This is a genomic window from Laribacter hongkongensis DSM 14985 (assembly GCF_000423285.1).
Lineage (GTDB): Bacteria > Pseudomonadota > Gammaproteobacteria > Burkholderiales > Aquaspirillaceae > Laribacter > Laribacter hongkongensis.
In genome coordinates, this window is sequence record NZ_AUHR01000003.1 from 125567 (window position 1) to 139598 (window position 14032).

Annotated in this window: 11 protein-coding genes and 1 pseudogene; 9 read left to right on the forward strand and 3 right to left on the reverse strand. The window is 61.8% G+C overall.

All coding sequences use genetic code 11. From position 1 onward, the window contains the following. Positions 1–22: 22 nt before the first annotated feature. Positions 23–3622 (reverse strand): trifunctional transcriptional regulator/proline dehydrogenase/L-glutamate gamma-semialdehyde dehydrogenase, encoded by a 3600-nt coding sequence (gene putA / locus G542_RS0103575; RefSeq protein WP_027823396.1) that lies wholly within the window; start codon positions 3620–3622, stop codon positions 23–25. Between the two features lie 285 nt (positions 3623–3907). On the opposite strand from putA, the gene G542_RS0103580 reads away from it, so the two are divergent. The 3 genes and pseudogenes from G542_RS0103580 to G542_RS0103590 all read left to right on the forward strand — a co-directional run. Then, positions 3908–4393, forward strand: coding sequence for an Lrp/AsnC ligand binding domain-containing protein (locus G542_RS0103580; RefSeq protein ID WP_012697330.1), 486 nt, complete (start codon positions 3908–3910; stop codon positions 4391–4393). Next, the gene (locus G542_RS0103585) at positions 4393–5202 is read left to right on the forward strand and encodes an alpha/beta hydrolase (RefSeq protein WP_012697329.1); all 810 of its coding nucleotides are present in this window, start codon (positions 4393–4395) and stop codon (positions 5200–5202) included. The genes G542_RS0103580 and G542_RS0103585 overlap by 1 nt, the downstream gene beginning before the upstream one ends. Positions 5203–5327: 125 nt before the next feature. Beyond that, positions 5328–5618 (forward strand): annotated as a pseudogene (locus G542_RS0103590) (DUF3579 domain-containing protein); the annotation flags it as partial. 153 nt (positions 5619–5771) lie between these two features. Here the strand turns inward: G542_RS0103590 and G542_RS0103600 are convergent. Next, positions 5772–6587, reverse strand: coding sequence for a crotonase/enoyl-CoA hydratase family protein (locus G542_RS0103600; RefSeq protein ID WP_012697327.1), 816 nt, complete (start codon positions 6585–6587; stop codon positions 5772–5774). Between the two features lie 63 nt (positions 6588–6650). On the opposite strand from G542_RS0103600, the gene dapF reads away from it, so the two are divergent. The 4 genes from dapF to fabI all read left to right on the forward strand — a co-directional run bounded on the left by dapF (position 6651) and on the right by fabI (position 9546). Next, positions 6651–7487: a diaminopimelate epimerase gene (dapF, locus tag G542_RS0103605; protein ID WP_012697326.1), complete on the forward strand. Its 837-nt coding sequence runs from the start codon at positions 6651–6653 to the stop codon at positions 7485–7487. Next, the gene (locus tag G542_RS0103610) at positions 7484–8128 is read left to right on the forward strand and encodes a DUF484 family protein (RefSeq protein ID WP_012697325.1); all 645 of its coding nucleotides are present in this window, start codon (positions 7484–7486) and stop codon (positions 8126–8128) included. Before dapF ends, G542_RS0103610 begins: the two co-directional genes overlap by 4 nt. Continuing rightward, positions 8125–8682 (forward strand): hypothetical protein, encoded by a 558-nt coding sequence (locus tag G542_RS0103615; protein WP_027823397.1) that lies wholly within the window; start codon positions 8125–8127, stop codon positions 8680–8682. Before G542_RS0103610 ends, G542_RS0103615 begins: the two co-directional genes overlap by 4 nt. A gap of 69 nt (positions 8683–8751) precedes the next feature. Then, positions 8752–9546, forward strand: coding sequence for an enoyl-ACP reductase FabI (fabI, locus tag G542_RS0103620; RefSeq protein ID WP_012697323.1), 795 nt, complete (start codon positions 8752–8754; stop codon positions 9544–9546). 120 nt (positions 9547–9666) lie between these two features. On the opposite strand, the gene rlmD is transcribed toward fabI, so the two are convergent. Next, the gene (gene rlmD, locus G542_RS0103625) at positions 9667–11217 is read right to left on the reverse strand and encodes a 23S rRNA (uracil(1939)-C(5))-methyltransferase RlmD (RefSeq protein WP_012697322.1); all 1551 of its coding nucleotides are present in this window, start codon (positions 11215–11217) and stop codon (positions 9667–9669) included. 170 nt (positions 11218–11387) lie between these two features. Here rlmD and G542_RS15775 point away from each other — a divergent pair, with 170 nt between their 5' ends. Then, positions 11388–12320: a L,D-transpeptidase gene (locus tag G542_RS15775; RefSeq protein ID WP_162142326.1), complete on the forward strand. Its 933-nt coding sequence runs from the start codon at positions 11388–11390 to the stop codon at positions 12318–12320. Positions 12321–12624: 304 nt separating this feature from the next. Continuing rightward, the gene (gene gltX, locus G542_RS0103635) at positions 12625–14019 is read left to right on the forward strand and encodes a glutamate--tRNA ligase (protein WP_027823398.1); all 1395 of its coding nucleotides are present in this window, start codon (positions 12625–12627) and stop codon (positions 14017–14019) included. Positions 14020–14032 lie beyond the last annotated feature (13 nt).

The window sequence follows — 14032 nt, forward strand, 5'->3', positions numbered from 1 at the left end:
GGCAGCCAGTCTGCCTGCTCCGTCAGTCTTCCATGCTCATCAGGCTGGCGTTGCCCCCTGCCGCAGTCGTGTTGATGCTGACGGCCCGCTCATGCACCAGACGGCGCAGATCATATTGACCCGCGGCATCAGCCTGGTTCAGCAGGATGACGGGGCCTTCCTGGTCGGCCAGTTGCTGTCGCAGCGCATCTGCCGCAGCCTGCCCTCCGGAAAAGAGGACTGCGTCCACGTCATCCAGCGACTTGCTGATGGAAAGACTCAACGAGCCCGGCAGGCTTCCCGCCTCTACTGCTTCGACGCTGTCTGCCGACAGGATTGCCACGTTGCCGGTCGCGAAGATGGCAATCAGTTGGGCCACTAGGGCTTCGCGGCTGTCTGCAACGCACATGACCCGTCCGCGCGGCACATAGGCGAGCTGATTGGTTTCGCCCGTGGGTCCGGGCAGCGTGATCCGGCATCCGGCCTGCGATTGCCTGCCCACTTTGGCCAGCCAGTCGGCCTGCCGCTGGCGGGCTACATCATCCGCGAGCATGACAGGCAACAAGACTGCCAGTTCATCCAGCGGTGCCCTCGCCTCGCTTTGCGCAGTCTCGCGGAGCGGCTCTCCGTCCCGGCAGAGGCGGTAGAGATAGTCAGGGCCGCCGGCTTTGGGGCCGGTGCCTGACAGGCCTTCTCCCCCGAACGGCTGCACGCCAACGACTGCACCGACGATATTGCGGTTGACGTACAGGTTGCCCACGGCAGCCGTATCGGTGACCAGGTTGATGGTTTCATCAATGCGACTGTGCAGCCCCATGGTCAGGCCATAGCCACTGGCCCGGACATCGTTGATGACCTGCGGCAGTTCGTTGGCGCCAAAGCGGACGACATGGAGCACTGGTCCGAACACTTCCTGTTTCAGCTCGCGGATGGAGCTGATCTCGCACAAGAACGGTGCGACAAACGTACCGTTTTCCGGTGCGGAAACCGTGTGGTGCCAGCGTGCCGTGTTTTTGATGCGCGCGATGTGGGCCAGCAGGTTCTGGCGGGCCTCCTCGTCAATCACCGGGCCGACATCCGTGGCAAGACGGGCCGGATCGCCCACAACCAGTTCATCCATGGCGCCCTTGAGCATGGTGATGACCCGGTCGGCAATATCATTCTGGAGATACAGCACCCGCAAGGCCGAGCAGCGCTGGCCGGCGGAGTCGAATGCACTGGTAATGGCGTCACCGACAACCTGCTCCGGCAGCGCAGAACTGTCCACGATCATGGCATTCATGCCACCGGTTTCCGCAATCAGTGGAATGTCCCCTCCCCTTTGTGCCAGCGTCCGGTAAATCAGCCGCGCAACCTGGGTAGAGCCGGTGAAAATCACGCCTTGCGTGCGCGGGTCGGCGACCAGTGCCGCACCGATGACCTCGCCACGGCCAGGCAACAACTGGATGGCATCACGCGGGATGCCGGCTTCGTGCATCAGGCGTACGGCCAGTGCCGCGACAAGCGGCGTCTGCTCGGCCGGTTTGGCCAGTACCGGATTGCCGGCTGCCAGTGCGGCAACGGACTGTCCCGCAAAAATGGCCAGCGGAAAATTCCAGGGGCTGATGCAGACCACCGGTCCTAGCGGCCGGGGTGGCCGGGGGGCAAATTCGGTCCGCAACTGGGCGGCGTAGTAGCGGCAAAAATCAACCGCTTCACGCACCTCGGCCAGCGCATTGGCAAAGGTTTTGCCTGCCTCGCGCACGGCCAGCATCATCAGTTCGTCCTGATGTGCCTCCAGCAGGTCGGCAAAATGGTCCAGCAGGCGGGCTCGCTCCTCAGGTGCAACCTGGGGCCAGTTGGCGTTCCCGGCCGCGGCCAGTGCCGTGTGGACGTCGCGCAGACCGGCTTCCCTGACGGTGCCGACCTGGTCACCGGTGTCAGCCGGGTTCAGGACGGGCTGTTCGGGCAGGTCTTCCATGGACTGTCCTGCCAGCAGGGGGGCTGCGTGCCAGGTGACGGCCGCGGCCGCATTCAGGCCGGTTTCGAGCATGGCCAGCGTGTGCTCGTTGGCGAGATCCAGACCGGCCGAATTGCGCCGGGCAGTGCCGTAGAGGTCGGCCGGTAGGGCGATGCGCGGATGCGGCAGGCCGCCTAGCCGTTCGGCTTCGGCCACCGGGTCGGCAACCAGCTCGTCGATGCTGACGGCGTCGTCAACGATCCGGTTGACGAACGAGCTGTTGGCTCCGTTTTCCAGCAGTCGCCGGACCAGATAGGCCAGCAGCGTCTCGTGCGAGCCGACCGGTGCGTAGATGCGGCAGGCCCGGTCCAGCTGCCCGGCCCCGACCACCTGGTCGTACAGGGTTTCACCCATGCCGTGCAGGCACTGGAATTCGTACTCTTTGCCCTGCCCCAGCTGATGGATGGCGGCCAGCGACAGGGCATTGTGGGTGGCGAACTGCGGATAGATACAGTCCTGCGCAGCCAGCAGTTTTCTGGCGCAAGCCAGATAAGAGACATCGGTATAAACCTTGCGGGTGTACACCGGGTAGCCGGCTTGTCCGTCCACCTGGGCGCGCTTGATTTCGGCATCCCAGTAAGCACCCTTGACGAGCCGGACCATGAAACGCCGCTGGCTGCGCCGGGCCAGGTCGATCAGGAAATCGATGATGAACGGGCAGCGCTTCTGGTACGCCTGCACCACGATGCCCAGCCCGTCCCAGCCACCCAGGTCCGGATCAAAGGCCAGGGCCTCGACGAGATCCAGCGACAGCTCCATGCGATCGGCTTCCTCGGCGTCGATGTTTAGCCCGATGTCGTACTGGCGGGCCAGCATCATCAGGGATTTCAGTCTGGGGAGCAGCTCGGCCAGTACCCGGTCGCGCTGGGCGCGACTGTAGCGCGGATGGATGGCCGAGAGCTTGACGGATATGCCCGGTCCTTCAATCACGCCACGGCCGGCGGAAGCCTGGCCAATGGCGTGGATGGCGCGGGTGTAATCGTCGAGGTAGCGCCGGGCGTCAGCTTCGGTCATGGCTGCTTCGCCCAGCATGTCATAGCTGAAGCGGTAACCGCGGGCTTCGCGTTCCCGGCCGTTGGCCAGTGCCTCGTCGATGGTTTCGCCGGTGACAAACTGGCGGCCCAGCATGCGCATGGCTAGGTCGACGCCTTTGCGGATCAGTGGTTCGCCACCTTTGGCGATCAGGCGCGTCAGTGCCGTGGAAAGTCCGGTTTCGCCGTGGGTGCTGACCAGTTTGCCGGTGACCAGCAGTCCCCAGGCGGCGGCGTTGACGAAAAGAGACTGGCTTTTGCCCAGGTGGCTGGCCCAGTCGCCCCGTGCCACTTTGTCACGGATCAGCCGGTCGGCCGTTGCTTGGTCGGGAATGCGCAGGAGAGCTTCGGCGAGGCACATCAGGGCGATGCCTTCTTCACTGGATAGTGAGAACTCGTGCATCAGGGCATCCACGCCGCTGGCTTTGCGTCGGCGCGTGCGGACATCAGTGACCAGACGCCGGGCCAGCTCTTGCGCTTTGTCGAGCTCGCTGCTGCTCAGGCGGGCCTGTGGCAGCAGCGATTGAACACAGATCTGTTCGTCGCGCCGCCATGCCGAAGTGACGGCATCCATTAATCCTGACTGGGGACGAGACAAGTGCGGGAAACGCATGTGCAGACTCCGTATTTCAATGGTTTTACTTTTTTATAAGGGCAAACTGGAAGTCCTGGCGCCAACTGTGGCGCACAAATGACACATGCAATATTATGACAATGCAAAAAACACGGCACTCTAATTGACAAAGTCTTCACGAGACTTTATATCTTGTTTGCAACTCATAAGAGATAAAAATATCAACATGACACGCCATTCGTAAAATAATCGTTTGCCGGATATTTGATTGCGGTTTTATTAAAAAAAATGGCGTATTTATCTACAAAACAGGAGATTAATAGAATGAAGCGTACGAAGGCCCGAAAGGCTTTGGATCTGATAGACCGCAAGATTCTTGCCCTGTTGCAAGACAATGCCAAGATTTCCAACGTCGATCTCGCCGAGCAGGTTCATCTTTCTCCTACGCCCTGTCTTGAGCGCGTCAAGCGCCTTGAATCAGATGGCTATATCCGGCAGTACGCAGCGCACCTGAATCCACAGCTTCTCGACGCCGGCATGCTGGTGTACCTGGAAGTCAGCCTGCAGAACACGACCAGCGAAATCCTGAACGAATTCAATGCGGCGGTGCAGCAGCTGCCGCAGATTCTGGAATGCCACATGGTGGCAGGCGGATTTGACTATCTGATGAAGATTCGTGTGCGCGACATCCATGAGTTCCGTGACATGCTGGGCGACATGCTGTCGCGCCTGCCTTATGTCCGCGAAACCCACACATATGTTGTGATGGAGGAAGTCAAGGAAACGACCCAGATTCCGCTGCGCCCCTGATGACTGCCGGTATTTCCCTTGAGTGTCTGTCGCGTCAGCCGGTCCGGCCGTCCGAGGCGCCGCCACTGCTGTTCGTGCACGGTGCGTATTCGTCGGCCTGGGTGTGGGATGTCGACTGGATGCCGCAACTGGCCGCATCTGGCCGGGCAGTACATGCCCTGAGTCTGGAGGGGCACGGCCAAAGTGACGGCCATTCGTGGCTGGCCGCCTGCGGCATTGACGATTACGTGGGTAATGTCCGGCAGATCGTTGCCACCCTGCCGGAACCACCGGTTCTGGTGGGACATTCGATGGGCGGTTTTGTCGTCCAGCGGTACTTGGAGCTTGGCCATGAAGCAGCAGGCGTGGTGTTGCTGGCGTCCGTGCCGCCCAGAGGACTGACCCGCTCGACCCTGAACCTTTTGCGGCAGGCGCCGGACCTGCTGGGAGCTTTGCAGCTGTTCCAGGCATCGGAGAGCTATCATCCGCAGGCCGAGAAGGTCAAAAAGCTGCTGTTCAGCAACGACATGTCGCTGGAGCAGATCATGCAGTGGGGCAGCCGCTTCCAGCCAGAGTCCATGCGTGCCATTTTTGACCTGCTGCTGGTCGGGCTGTTCACGCCTTCCGCATTGTCCGGTTTGCCCGCCCTGGTACTGGGTGGTGCAGAAGACCGGATCATCAGCCCGACGGATGTCCAGGAAACGGCCGAACGCTTTGGTGTGGAAGGGCTGATCCTGCCGGATCTCGGGCACATGATGATGCTGGATGCGCACAATGCTGGTGTTCTGTTGCGCATTCAGGACTGGTTGCAGCAGCATTGGCCGATATGACCTTGGTCTGTTGCGGTGCAGCATCGAACATGCTAGGGCATGCATGCCGCCTCCGGTACAATGTGCAATGCGTCGGGAATTGATCCGGCGCAAATTTCTTCAGGCGCATTGCCGCGGGTACAGAGATGATTTGCAACCCCTACGAAATCGTCATTCAGGGTATGACTTCCGAAGGACGGGTTTTCCGTCCGAGCGACTGGGCAGAGCGACTGTCCGGCATTCTGGCCTCATTCGAATCGGACCAGAAAAAGCTTGAATATCACGCTTATGTACGGCCCTTGATGCTGGAAAACGTGCGTTGTGTGGCTGTGGACAAAAAGCTTGAAAAAATCGATCCGCGCGTCTTCCAGTTCCTGATGTCCTTTGCCCACGACAACGATTTGCGGGTGCTGGATTGCCGCCAGCTGATTGACGAGGTCTACCCGAGCCGCTTCCTCGCCTGATGACCGAAGCCGCAAGACGGATGTACGCACCACTGTCTTGTTGCTGGCGACCGGCATCCTGATGCAAGCCAGCAGACAGCCGGATCATTTGATCCGGCTGTCTGCTTTTCAGGACCGGCTGGTACGTTAATCGGCAAACACGGGCGTCTGTCCCTGCATTTGCGCCATTACGGCCGCCTGGATGTCACTGGAAATCAGCATGGCTGCGTTCCAGTGGGCGACTTGCTCCAGCCCTTCGGCAACGCTGTGGTCGCGGCTGTAGTTCAGCACCTGCTTGGTGCCGCGCAGTGCCAGCGGTGACTTGCCGGCCAACATGCCGGCCAGTTCGCTGGCTGCCGACAGCAGGATTTCCTTGTCCGGCAAGACCTGGGTGACCAGACCGATGCGCTCGGCTTCTTCTGCATCGATCTGGCGTCCGGTCAGGGCCAGTTCGCGGGCACGCCCGTCACCGACGACATGATGCAGGCGTTGCAAGGTTCCTACGTCTGCCACCATGCCGATGTCGATTTCCTTGACGCAGAAAGTGGCATTGCCGGCAGCCAGCCGGATGTCGGCTGCCAGCGCCACATCCAGCCCGCCACCAACACAGGCACCGTGGATCGCGGCAATGACCGGCTTGCGGCAGGCTTCCAGCGCGGTGACCGAGCGTTGCAGGCGCCTGATGGTGGCCAGCAGCTTTTCGCGCTTGCGGCCTTCGCAAGGATCGTGGATCGCCTGTTGCAGGCCCGCCAGCATCATCAGGTCGATGCCGGCGCAAAAGTGCCTTCCCTCGCCTGCCAGTACCACGACCCGTACCTCCGGCGTGTCATCCGCCCACTCAAAGGCCCGCCGCAGTTCTTCCCACATCTGCTCGTTCAGGGCGTTGGCCTTGTCCGGGCGATTGAAATGGATGGTGGCGACATGAGCCTCCAGCGCGACGGACAGCGTTTCAAGTTGCAGCATGGTTTCTCCCCGTAAGATTCATGGTTTGTTTATGATTGGCGCATCGTTTTACCGGTTTGCACCATGAAGCTCAAGTTCACCAAAATGCAGGGCCTTGGCAATGATTTCGCCGTGCTCGACGGCGTACGCCAGACCATCCGCCTGACGCCGGAGCAAATCCGCAAGCTGGGAGACCGGCGCTTCGGCATCGGCTTTGACCAGTTGCTGCTGGTGGAGCCGCCGCAGGATGCCGGCAATGATTTCAGCTATCGCATTTTCAACTGTGATGGCGGTGAAGTGGAGCAATGCGGCAATGGTGCCCGCTGCTTTGCCCGGTTCGTTTTTGACCACGGCCTGACTGACCGCCGCGAAATCCGGGTGGAAACGGCCCGGGGCGTGATTGTTCCGCGTCTTGCTGACGACGGTCTGGTTACCGTTGACATGGGGCCACCCCGCTTCCGGCCGGCTGACATTCCCTTTGTGGCTGCTGAAGATGCCGTAATCCACGAACTGGAAGTGGCCGGACAAATACTTGGCGTGACCGTGGTATCGATGGGCAATCCGCATGCGGTGCAGGTGGTGGACGATGTCGATACGGCGCCGGTTACGGCCTTTGGCCCACTGATCGAAAACCACCTCCGTTTCCCGGCCCGGGTCAATGCCGGTTTCATGCAGATTGAGTCGCGTACGGCGATCTGCTTGCGGGTGTTCGAACGTGGCAGCGGTGAAACCCTGGCCTGCGGCACCGGAGCCTGTGCCGCCGTCGTGGCGGGTATCCGTCGCGGCCTGCTGGATGCGGATACTCCCGTTACGGTGCAGACCCGGGGCGGGGAACTGCGGATCCGCTGGGCTGGCGACGGGCATCCGGTCTGGATGACTGGGCCGGCCGTGACCGTATTCGAAGGGGAAATCACGCTATGACACCTGAAGCCATTGCCGTCTGGCTGACCCGGAATCCGGATTTTTTTGAAAAACATCCGGATGTCCTGGCTGAACTGCGGGTGCCGGCACCCCGCCAGGAAGGCACCATTCCGCTGATCGAAAAACAGGTCCGGGTCCTGAAAGACAAGACCCGGCAGCTCAATGCCGCCATGGCGCAACTGATGGCATACGGTGAAAGCAATGACCAGATCGTTGCCGCCACGCACCGGCTGGCCCTGCATCTGATGCGGGCCACGTCTGTCGAAACCGTGATGGCTGCTGTCAGGGCTTCGATGGACGACGATTTTGCCGTGACCGGCTGGCAGCTGGGGTTGTGGCATCCGCAGGCAGCCGGCCATGGTCTTTCCAGAAAGCCCCTGCCCCTGTCCGCCAGGGCGCTTGAGTCACCAGTGGTCGGGCACTACCTGCCCCCTGAAATGATGGCCTGGCTGCCACAAACAGCCGACGCATGGCAATCATTTGCCCTGGCCGCGCTGAAAAATCCGGCCGGCGAAGCGTTCGGTGCGCTGATCCTGGCCAGCGAAAGCGAGCATCGCTTCAGCCCGGACATGGAAACCCGCCTGCTTGCCGATATTGCCGAGCTGATTGCTGCGGCTTTCGAGCGCGTACTGGCCGCATGAGCGGGGCCATCCTGCTGGCCCTGTTGCCGATTGCTGCGGTCAATCTTTACCTGCTGTGGTGGCTGATCGTCCGTCAGGACGCCCAGATAACGGCCAGCGTGCTGGCAGGTTGGCTGATCTTGGCTTTGGGCAGCAAGGCCATGCGTCCCGAGCAGGCGCTTGTGCCAGTGTGGCTGCCTTTTCTGTATCCCTATGTCTGGCTTGGCCTGGCCGCCGTGCTGTGGATGCTGATGGCCGGACGCCAGTCCGGGGGCCGTGTGGCCGCCCGTTTTGCACCTGCGGCTCATGACGGCCTGCAAGCCGTCATGGTGGCGGCACTGTTGCTGCATGCCTCACTGGCCATGGCCTTGCTGGTGGCCTCGCCACTGGCCCGGCTGTATGTCTTTTCGCCGTCACTGCTGTGCCTGTTGCTGCTGGCCTGCACGTTCCTGGTCCGGCTGTACCAGCTGCGTCGCGGGCCGCGGCCGCTGGGCGGGCTGTTCGTACTCGTTGTATGTGCAGGACTCCCGGCCCTCGTTGTGGGTGCCGCCCGCTGGCTTCAGGCAGCCGGTTAAGCCCATGCCCGGACAAGGGCCGAGAGCTTCGCTATAATCGTCCGATTCCAAACGTCAAGGACTAGGTACATGGGATTCCTCCAGGGCAAGAAGATCCTGATTACGGGCCTGCTCTCCAACCGCTCGATCGCCTACGGCATTGCCGAGGCCTGCAAGAATCAGGGTGCGGAGCTCGCCTTCACGTATGTGAACGAAAAGCTGAAGGATCGTGTCGTCGAAATGGCGACCAAGGATTTCGGCAGCAACATCGTGCTCAAGTGCGATGTCAGTTCGGACGAGGACATCGACAATCTGTTTGCCGAACTCGGGCAGCACTGGGATGGTCTTGACGGTCTTGTCCACGCCATTGCCTTTGCCCCTCGCGAGGCGCTGGCCGGCGATTTTCTTGACAACCTGAGCCGCGAGGCCTTCCAGGTGTCGCACGACATTTCGGCCTACAGCTTCCCGGCCCTGGCCAAGGCTGCGCGTCCGATGATGCAGGGGCGCCGTGGTGCATTGCTGACCCTGTCGTATCTCGGTGCCGTGCGGGCCATCCCGCACTACAACGTCATGGGTCTGGCCAAGGCCAGCCTTGAAGCCAGCGTGCGCTTTACTGCTGCATCGGTCGGCCGTGAAGGCACCCGCTGCAACGGCATTTCCGCCGGTCCGATCAAGACACTGGCTGCGTCGGGCATCTCCGGCTTCGGCAAGCTGCTGAAAATGGCTTCCGACAACGCACCGCTCAAGCGCAATGTGACGATCGAAGAAGTCGGCAACGCAGCTGCCTTCCTGTTGTCGGATCTGGCCAGCGGCATTACCGGCGAGATCACCTACGTTGATGCCGGCTACAACATCAACGCCCTCAACGTTCCGGACGAAGAGTAAGCAAGCAGGCGGTTGCAGAAGAACCACAAAAAATCCCCGGTCAGACGACCGGGGATTTTTGTTGCAGCATACGTGCATCCACCCGGCAGAACCTGCTCCGGTTCATGCCGGGCAAAAGGATCAAGAGGCCGTTTTGCCGGACTCCTGGGCTACGGAGCGGGCGTCGTAATAATCCTTGTTGTCGAGGTAGTGCTGGTGCCGTGCCGCCTTGCGGGCAATCCGTTCGGCTTCCTGCTCGGCCTTGAGGCGGGCTGCTTCGGCATCGCGCTCCTTGCGGGCGTCCCTGGCTGCCTGCCGGGCGGCTTCTTCAGCGGCCTCGATGGCTTCCAGTTCGGCCCGGCTCTTGGCTGGCCCGGTTTTTTCGAACAGGGCGATGGATTCCACGTGCGCCGTGTGCGGGAACATGTTGACGATGCCGGCTGCCCTGAGCGTGTAGCCCTGGGTATGCACCAGCACGGCTGCATCGCGGGCCAGTGTGGACGGGCTGCACGAAACGTAGACAATGCGTTTGGGGCCGTTGTCGCCCAGCGATTTGCACAGCGCCACGGCACCGTCACGCGGCGGGTCGATCAGCATCTTGTCGAACCGGCCCAGCTTGGCAAACGATTCCGGTGTGACATCGAACAGGTTGGCCATGCGGTAGCGCACGGTCTTTTCCAGACCGTTGTGCGTGGCATTCTGCACGGCACGTTCAATCAGCTGCTGGCTGCCTTCCATGCCCAGCACAACGGCCCCGGAGCGGGCGATCGGCAGGGTGAAGTTGCCAAGGCCACAGAACATGTCGGCGATGCGCTCGCCCGGCTGCGGGTCCAGCAGCTTGAGTGCCCGCGACACCAGCACACGGTTGATGCCCGGGTTGACTTGGGTGAATTCGGTCGGCTTGTAGGGCATTTCCACGCCGAATTCCGGCAAGCGGTAGCACAGCGCCGGTGCATCCAGCGGATAGAACGGATAACAGCTGTCCGGTCCTTTCGGTTGCAGCCAGAACTGCAACGGCAGCAGCCGGTTGGCATTGTGGTGATCGGCAAATGCCCGGATGCGCGATTCGTCTTCGCTGGTCAGCGGGTCCATGTTGCGCAGCACCAGGACATCCAGGTCTTCACCGCCGGCATATTCCACCTGTGGCATGCGCTGGCTGATCGACAGGCTGGCAATCAGTGCTCGCAGGGGCATCAGCAGGTCGGAAATGCGCTGCGGCAGGATGTGGCATTCCTCCATGTCGGCAATGAAGCTTGAGCGCTTTTCATGAAAGCCGATCAGGACGGTGTTTTTCTTGGCGACAAAGCGGGCTGACAGCCGGCCCCGGTGGCGGTAGCCCCATTGCGGACCGTAAATCGGCGGCAGGACGACTTCCGGACTCACCTTGCCGATGTGGGCCAGGTTGTCTTCCAGCACCCGTTGCTTGACGGCAACCTGGGCGTTGAACTCAACGTGCTGCATGGAGCAGCCGCCGCAAATGTCGTAATGCGGGCAGCGAGGCCGGGCGCGCATGAAGCTTTCGTGCAGGATGGCCTTGCAGTCAGCGTTTTCGTAGCTGGGTTTTTTTCGGTAGCTGGCGTATTCGACCGTTTCAAACGGCAGGGCCCCGTCGATGAATACGGTTTTGCCGTCGACGTGGGCGACGCCTCGTCCTTCGTGGTCGAGCGATTCGATAGTGGCAAGTTGGGGCATGGCGGGTCGCTGCGCACCGCAGTGCATCAAGGGCTGCGGTGGTTCAAGTGGAAAACCGCTTATTGTAGGGCAAGCACCGGGGCCATGTACGATTTGTCCGTGAGCGCCGGACACGCTGTCTATCATTGCGGTTGAAGGTTTGGCCTGCGCTGGCCGTACGGAGAATGTCCATGTATCCCGTGCCGTATCGCATTGTCTGCGCTGCCCTGCTGTGTCTTGGCGTGCCGCGGGTCTGGGCAGTGACAGCTGTCCCGGACCATGCCGTCAGCTCCCGGGGTGTGCATGTCGTCATCAACCTGCCCCAGACCCGGCTGTTCGTCTATGACGACGGACAACTGGTCAAATCGTACCCGGTGGCCGTAGGCAAGGCGCTGACGCAAACGCCGGAAGGCGAATATGACGTCACCGGCATTTCGCGCAACCCGGCCTGGCATGTACCGCGTTCCATCCAGCAGGAAATGGCCCGTGCCGGCAAGACCGTGCAGACCGTGGTGCCGCCTGGGCCGCAAAATCCGCTGGGCAAGGTATTCATCCGTTTTGGCGAGCCGGGCCTCGGTCTCGGCATGCACGGCACGAATGCGCCGGGCAGCGTGCCGGGGTTCCGCAGTCACGGTTGTGTCCGGTTGCGCAACGAGGACGCGCTGGATCTGGCTTCGCGTGTCCGCTATGGCGTGCCGGTATCGGTCATTTACCAATCGGTCCTGTTGAACCAGGATGCCAGGGGGGATGTCTGGATGACTGCTTTTGCCGATCGCTACGGCAAAACCACGGCCAACGCGGCACAGATACGGACGGCAGCCGAAAAATGGAGCAGCGGCGGGCGCGAAATCCGCCAGCAAAGGATTGTCGAGACCTTGCAGGCCCGCACCGGCAAGCCGGTATGTCTCAGCTGCCGTGACAGCAGCAACGGACAAATTGCCGGATTGCAGCCTTTGCCCTGGCTTCGGCCGGACATGCCGGTGGTGGTGCCTGATGGCAACGAGACTGGAGCAGTGTCGCCGCCGCCTGTTGCTGCCCCTGTCGAAAATGCTTTGCCGGCCTTTTCTTCGCCTGCGGCAACAACGCCTGCCCAGGCATCCTCTGCGGCGGAGCGCCTGTTTTGACGGACAGGCAATGACTTTGTCCATGGCTGCGGATAGCCATCATCCAGACCTGAGCCAGCCGGTTCGTGCCGGCGGTGCTTCTGTGTTCTGTCTGTAGCCTGGTTCGCGCAGCGCTTCCGGAGCGCGATCCGGTTCTTCTTGTGCGTACAAGGTGCCACCGAGAGCCTGGATCAGGGCGATTCGGGGGTGTTTGCAGAATAAGTGTTGTGCAATGTCGTACAGGTTTGTGCAGTGCAACGCTGTGCAGGATGCCAGTCCGGCGTAAAATGACTAATTCTGTCTTTCCATGCCCACCAAACTGACCATGATCCGTACCCGTTTCGCCCCGAGCCCGACCGGTTATCTGCATATCGGCGGAGTCCGCACTGCCCTGTTCTCCTGGGCCTATGCCAAAAAGCACCATGGCGTGTTCGTGCTGCGCATCGAGGACACCGACCTTGAACGCTCGACGCCGGAGTCGGTCAAGGCCATTCTGGACGGCATGAGCTGGGTCGGACTTGGCCATGACGAAGGCCCGTTCTACCAGACCCAGCGTTTTGACCGCTACAAGGCCGTCATCCAGGAGCTGCTGGCAGCCGGGCACGCCTACTACTGCTACATGACCCGCGAAGAACTGGACGCCCTGCGCGCCGAGCAGGAAGCCCGGGGCGAGAAGCCGCGCTACGACCGCCGTTGGCGTCCGGAGCCGGGCAAGGAACTGCCCGCCCCGCCGGCCGGCGTAACGCCGGTGGTGCGTTTCAGGAACCCGGTTGACGGCGTGGTGGCATGGGACGACGCAGTGAAGGGCCGGATCGAGATTGCCAACACCGAGCTTGACGACCTGATCATCGCCCGCGGCGACGGCAGCCCGACCTACAACTTCTGCGTGGTGGTGGACGACTGGGACATGAACATCACCCACGTCATCCGCGGCGACGATCACGTCAACAATACCCCGCGCCAGATCAACATCCTCAAGGCGCTGGGCGCCCCGCTGCCGGTGTACGCGCACCTGCCGATGATCCTCAACGAGGACGGCCAGAAGATGAGCAAGCGCCGCGATGCCGTCAGCGTGGTGGACTATGCCGACCAGGGCATCCTGCCCGAGGCGCTGCTGAACTACCTGGCCCGCCTGGGCTGGGGACACGGTGACGACGAGTTTTTCACCATGGACCAGTTCGTCGAGTGGTTCGACCTCAAGGATGTCAGCCCGTCGGCGTCGCGCTTCAACCAGGAAAAATTCCTGTGGCTGAACGCCCAGCACATCAAGGCTGCCGACAACGTGCGCCTGGCCGGCCTGATCCGCAGCCGGCTGGATGCTGCCGGCGTGGACACCGGCAACGGCCCGGCGCTGGAAACCGTGATTGGGCTGGTGAAGGAACGGGTGCAGGACCTCAATGCACTGGCCCGCGAGGTGGATTACTTCTACGCCCGGCGCGAACCGGCTTCCGCTGACGTGGAAAAGCACCTGTCCGGCGAGGCGCCGGCCCGCATGGCCCGCTTTGCCGAACGTCTGGCTGCCCTGCCGGAGTGGAATGCCGAGGCCATCCACGGCCTGTTCAAGCCGTTCTGCGCGGACGAGGGCATCAAGATGGGCCAGCTGGGCATGCCGTTGCGCGTGCTGGTGTGCGGCACGACGCAAACGCCGTCCGTCGATGCTGTCCTGGCGCTGATCGGCCGGGACGCCGTGCTTGAGCGTATGGCAGCTGGCCTGGCCTGAGAAGTGAGACCGG

Excerpts from the sequence above, each read along its gene's own strand:
- putA (WP_027823396.1), bottom strand. The coding sequence starts at position 3,622 with ATGCGTTTCCCGCACTTGTCTCGTCCCCAGTCAGGATTAATGGATGCC.
- G542_RS0103580 (WP_012697330.1), top strand. The coding sequence starts at position 3,908 with ATGAAGCGTACGAAGGCCCGAAAGGCTTTGGATCTGATAGACCGCAAG.
- G542_RS0103585 (WP_012697329.1), top strand. The coding sequence starts at position 4,393 with ATGACTGCCGGTATTTCCCTTGAGTGTCTGTCGCGTCAGCCGGTCCGG.
- G542_RS0103600 (WP_012697327.1), bottom strand. The coding sequence starts at position 6,587 with ATGCTGCAACTTGAAACGCTGTCCGTCGCGCTGGAGGCTCATGTCGCC.
- dapF (WP_012697326.1), top strand. The coding sequence starts at position 6,651 with ATGAAGCTCAAGTTCACCAAAATGCAGGGCCTTGGCAATGATTTCGCC.
- G542_RS0103610 (WP_012697325.1), top strand. The coding sequence starts at position 7,484 with ATGACACCTGAAGCCATTGCCGTCTGGCTGACCCGGAATCCGGATTTT.
- G542_RS0103615 (WP_027823397.1), top strand. The coding sequence starts at position 8,125 with ATGAGCGGGGCCATCCTGCTGGCCCTGTTGCCGATTGCTGCGGTCAAT.
- fabI (WP_012697323.1), top strand. The coding sequence starts at position 8,752 with ATGGGATTCCTCCAGGGCAAGAAGATCCTGATTACGGGCCTGCTCTCC.
- rlmD (WP_012697322.1), bottom strand. The coding sequence starts at position 11,217 with ATGCCCCAACTTGCCACTATCGAATCGCTCGACCACGAAGGACGAGGC.
- G542_RS15775 (WP_162142326.1), top strand. The coding sequence starts at position 11,388 with ATGTATCCCGTGCCGTATCGCATTGTCTGCGCTGCCCTGCTGTGTCTT.
- gltX (WP_027823398.1), top strand. The coding sequence starts at position 12,625 with ATGATCCGTACCCGTTTCGCCCCGAGCCCGACCGGTTATCTGCATATC.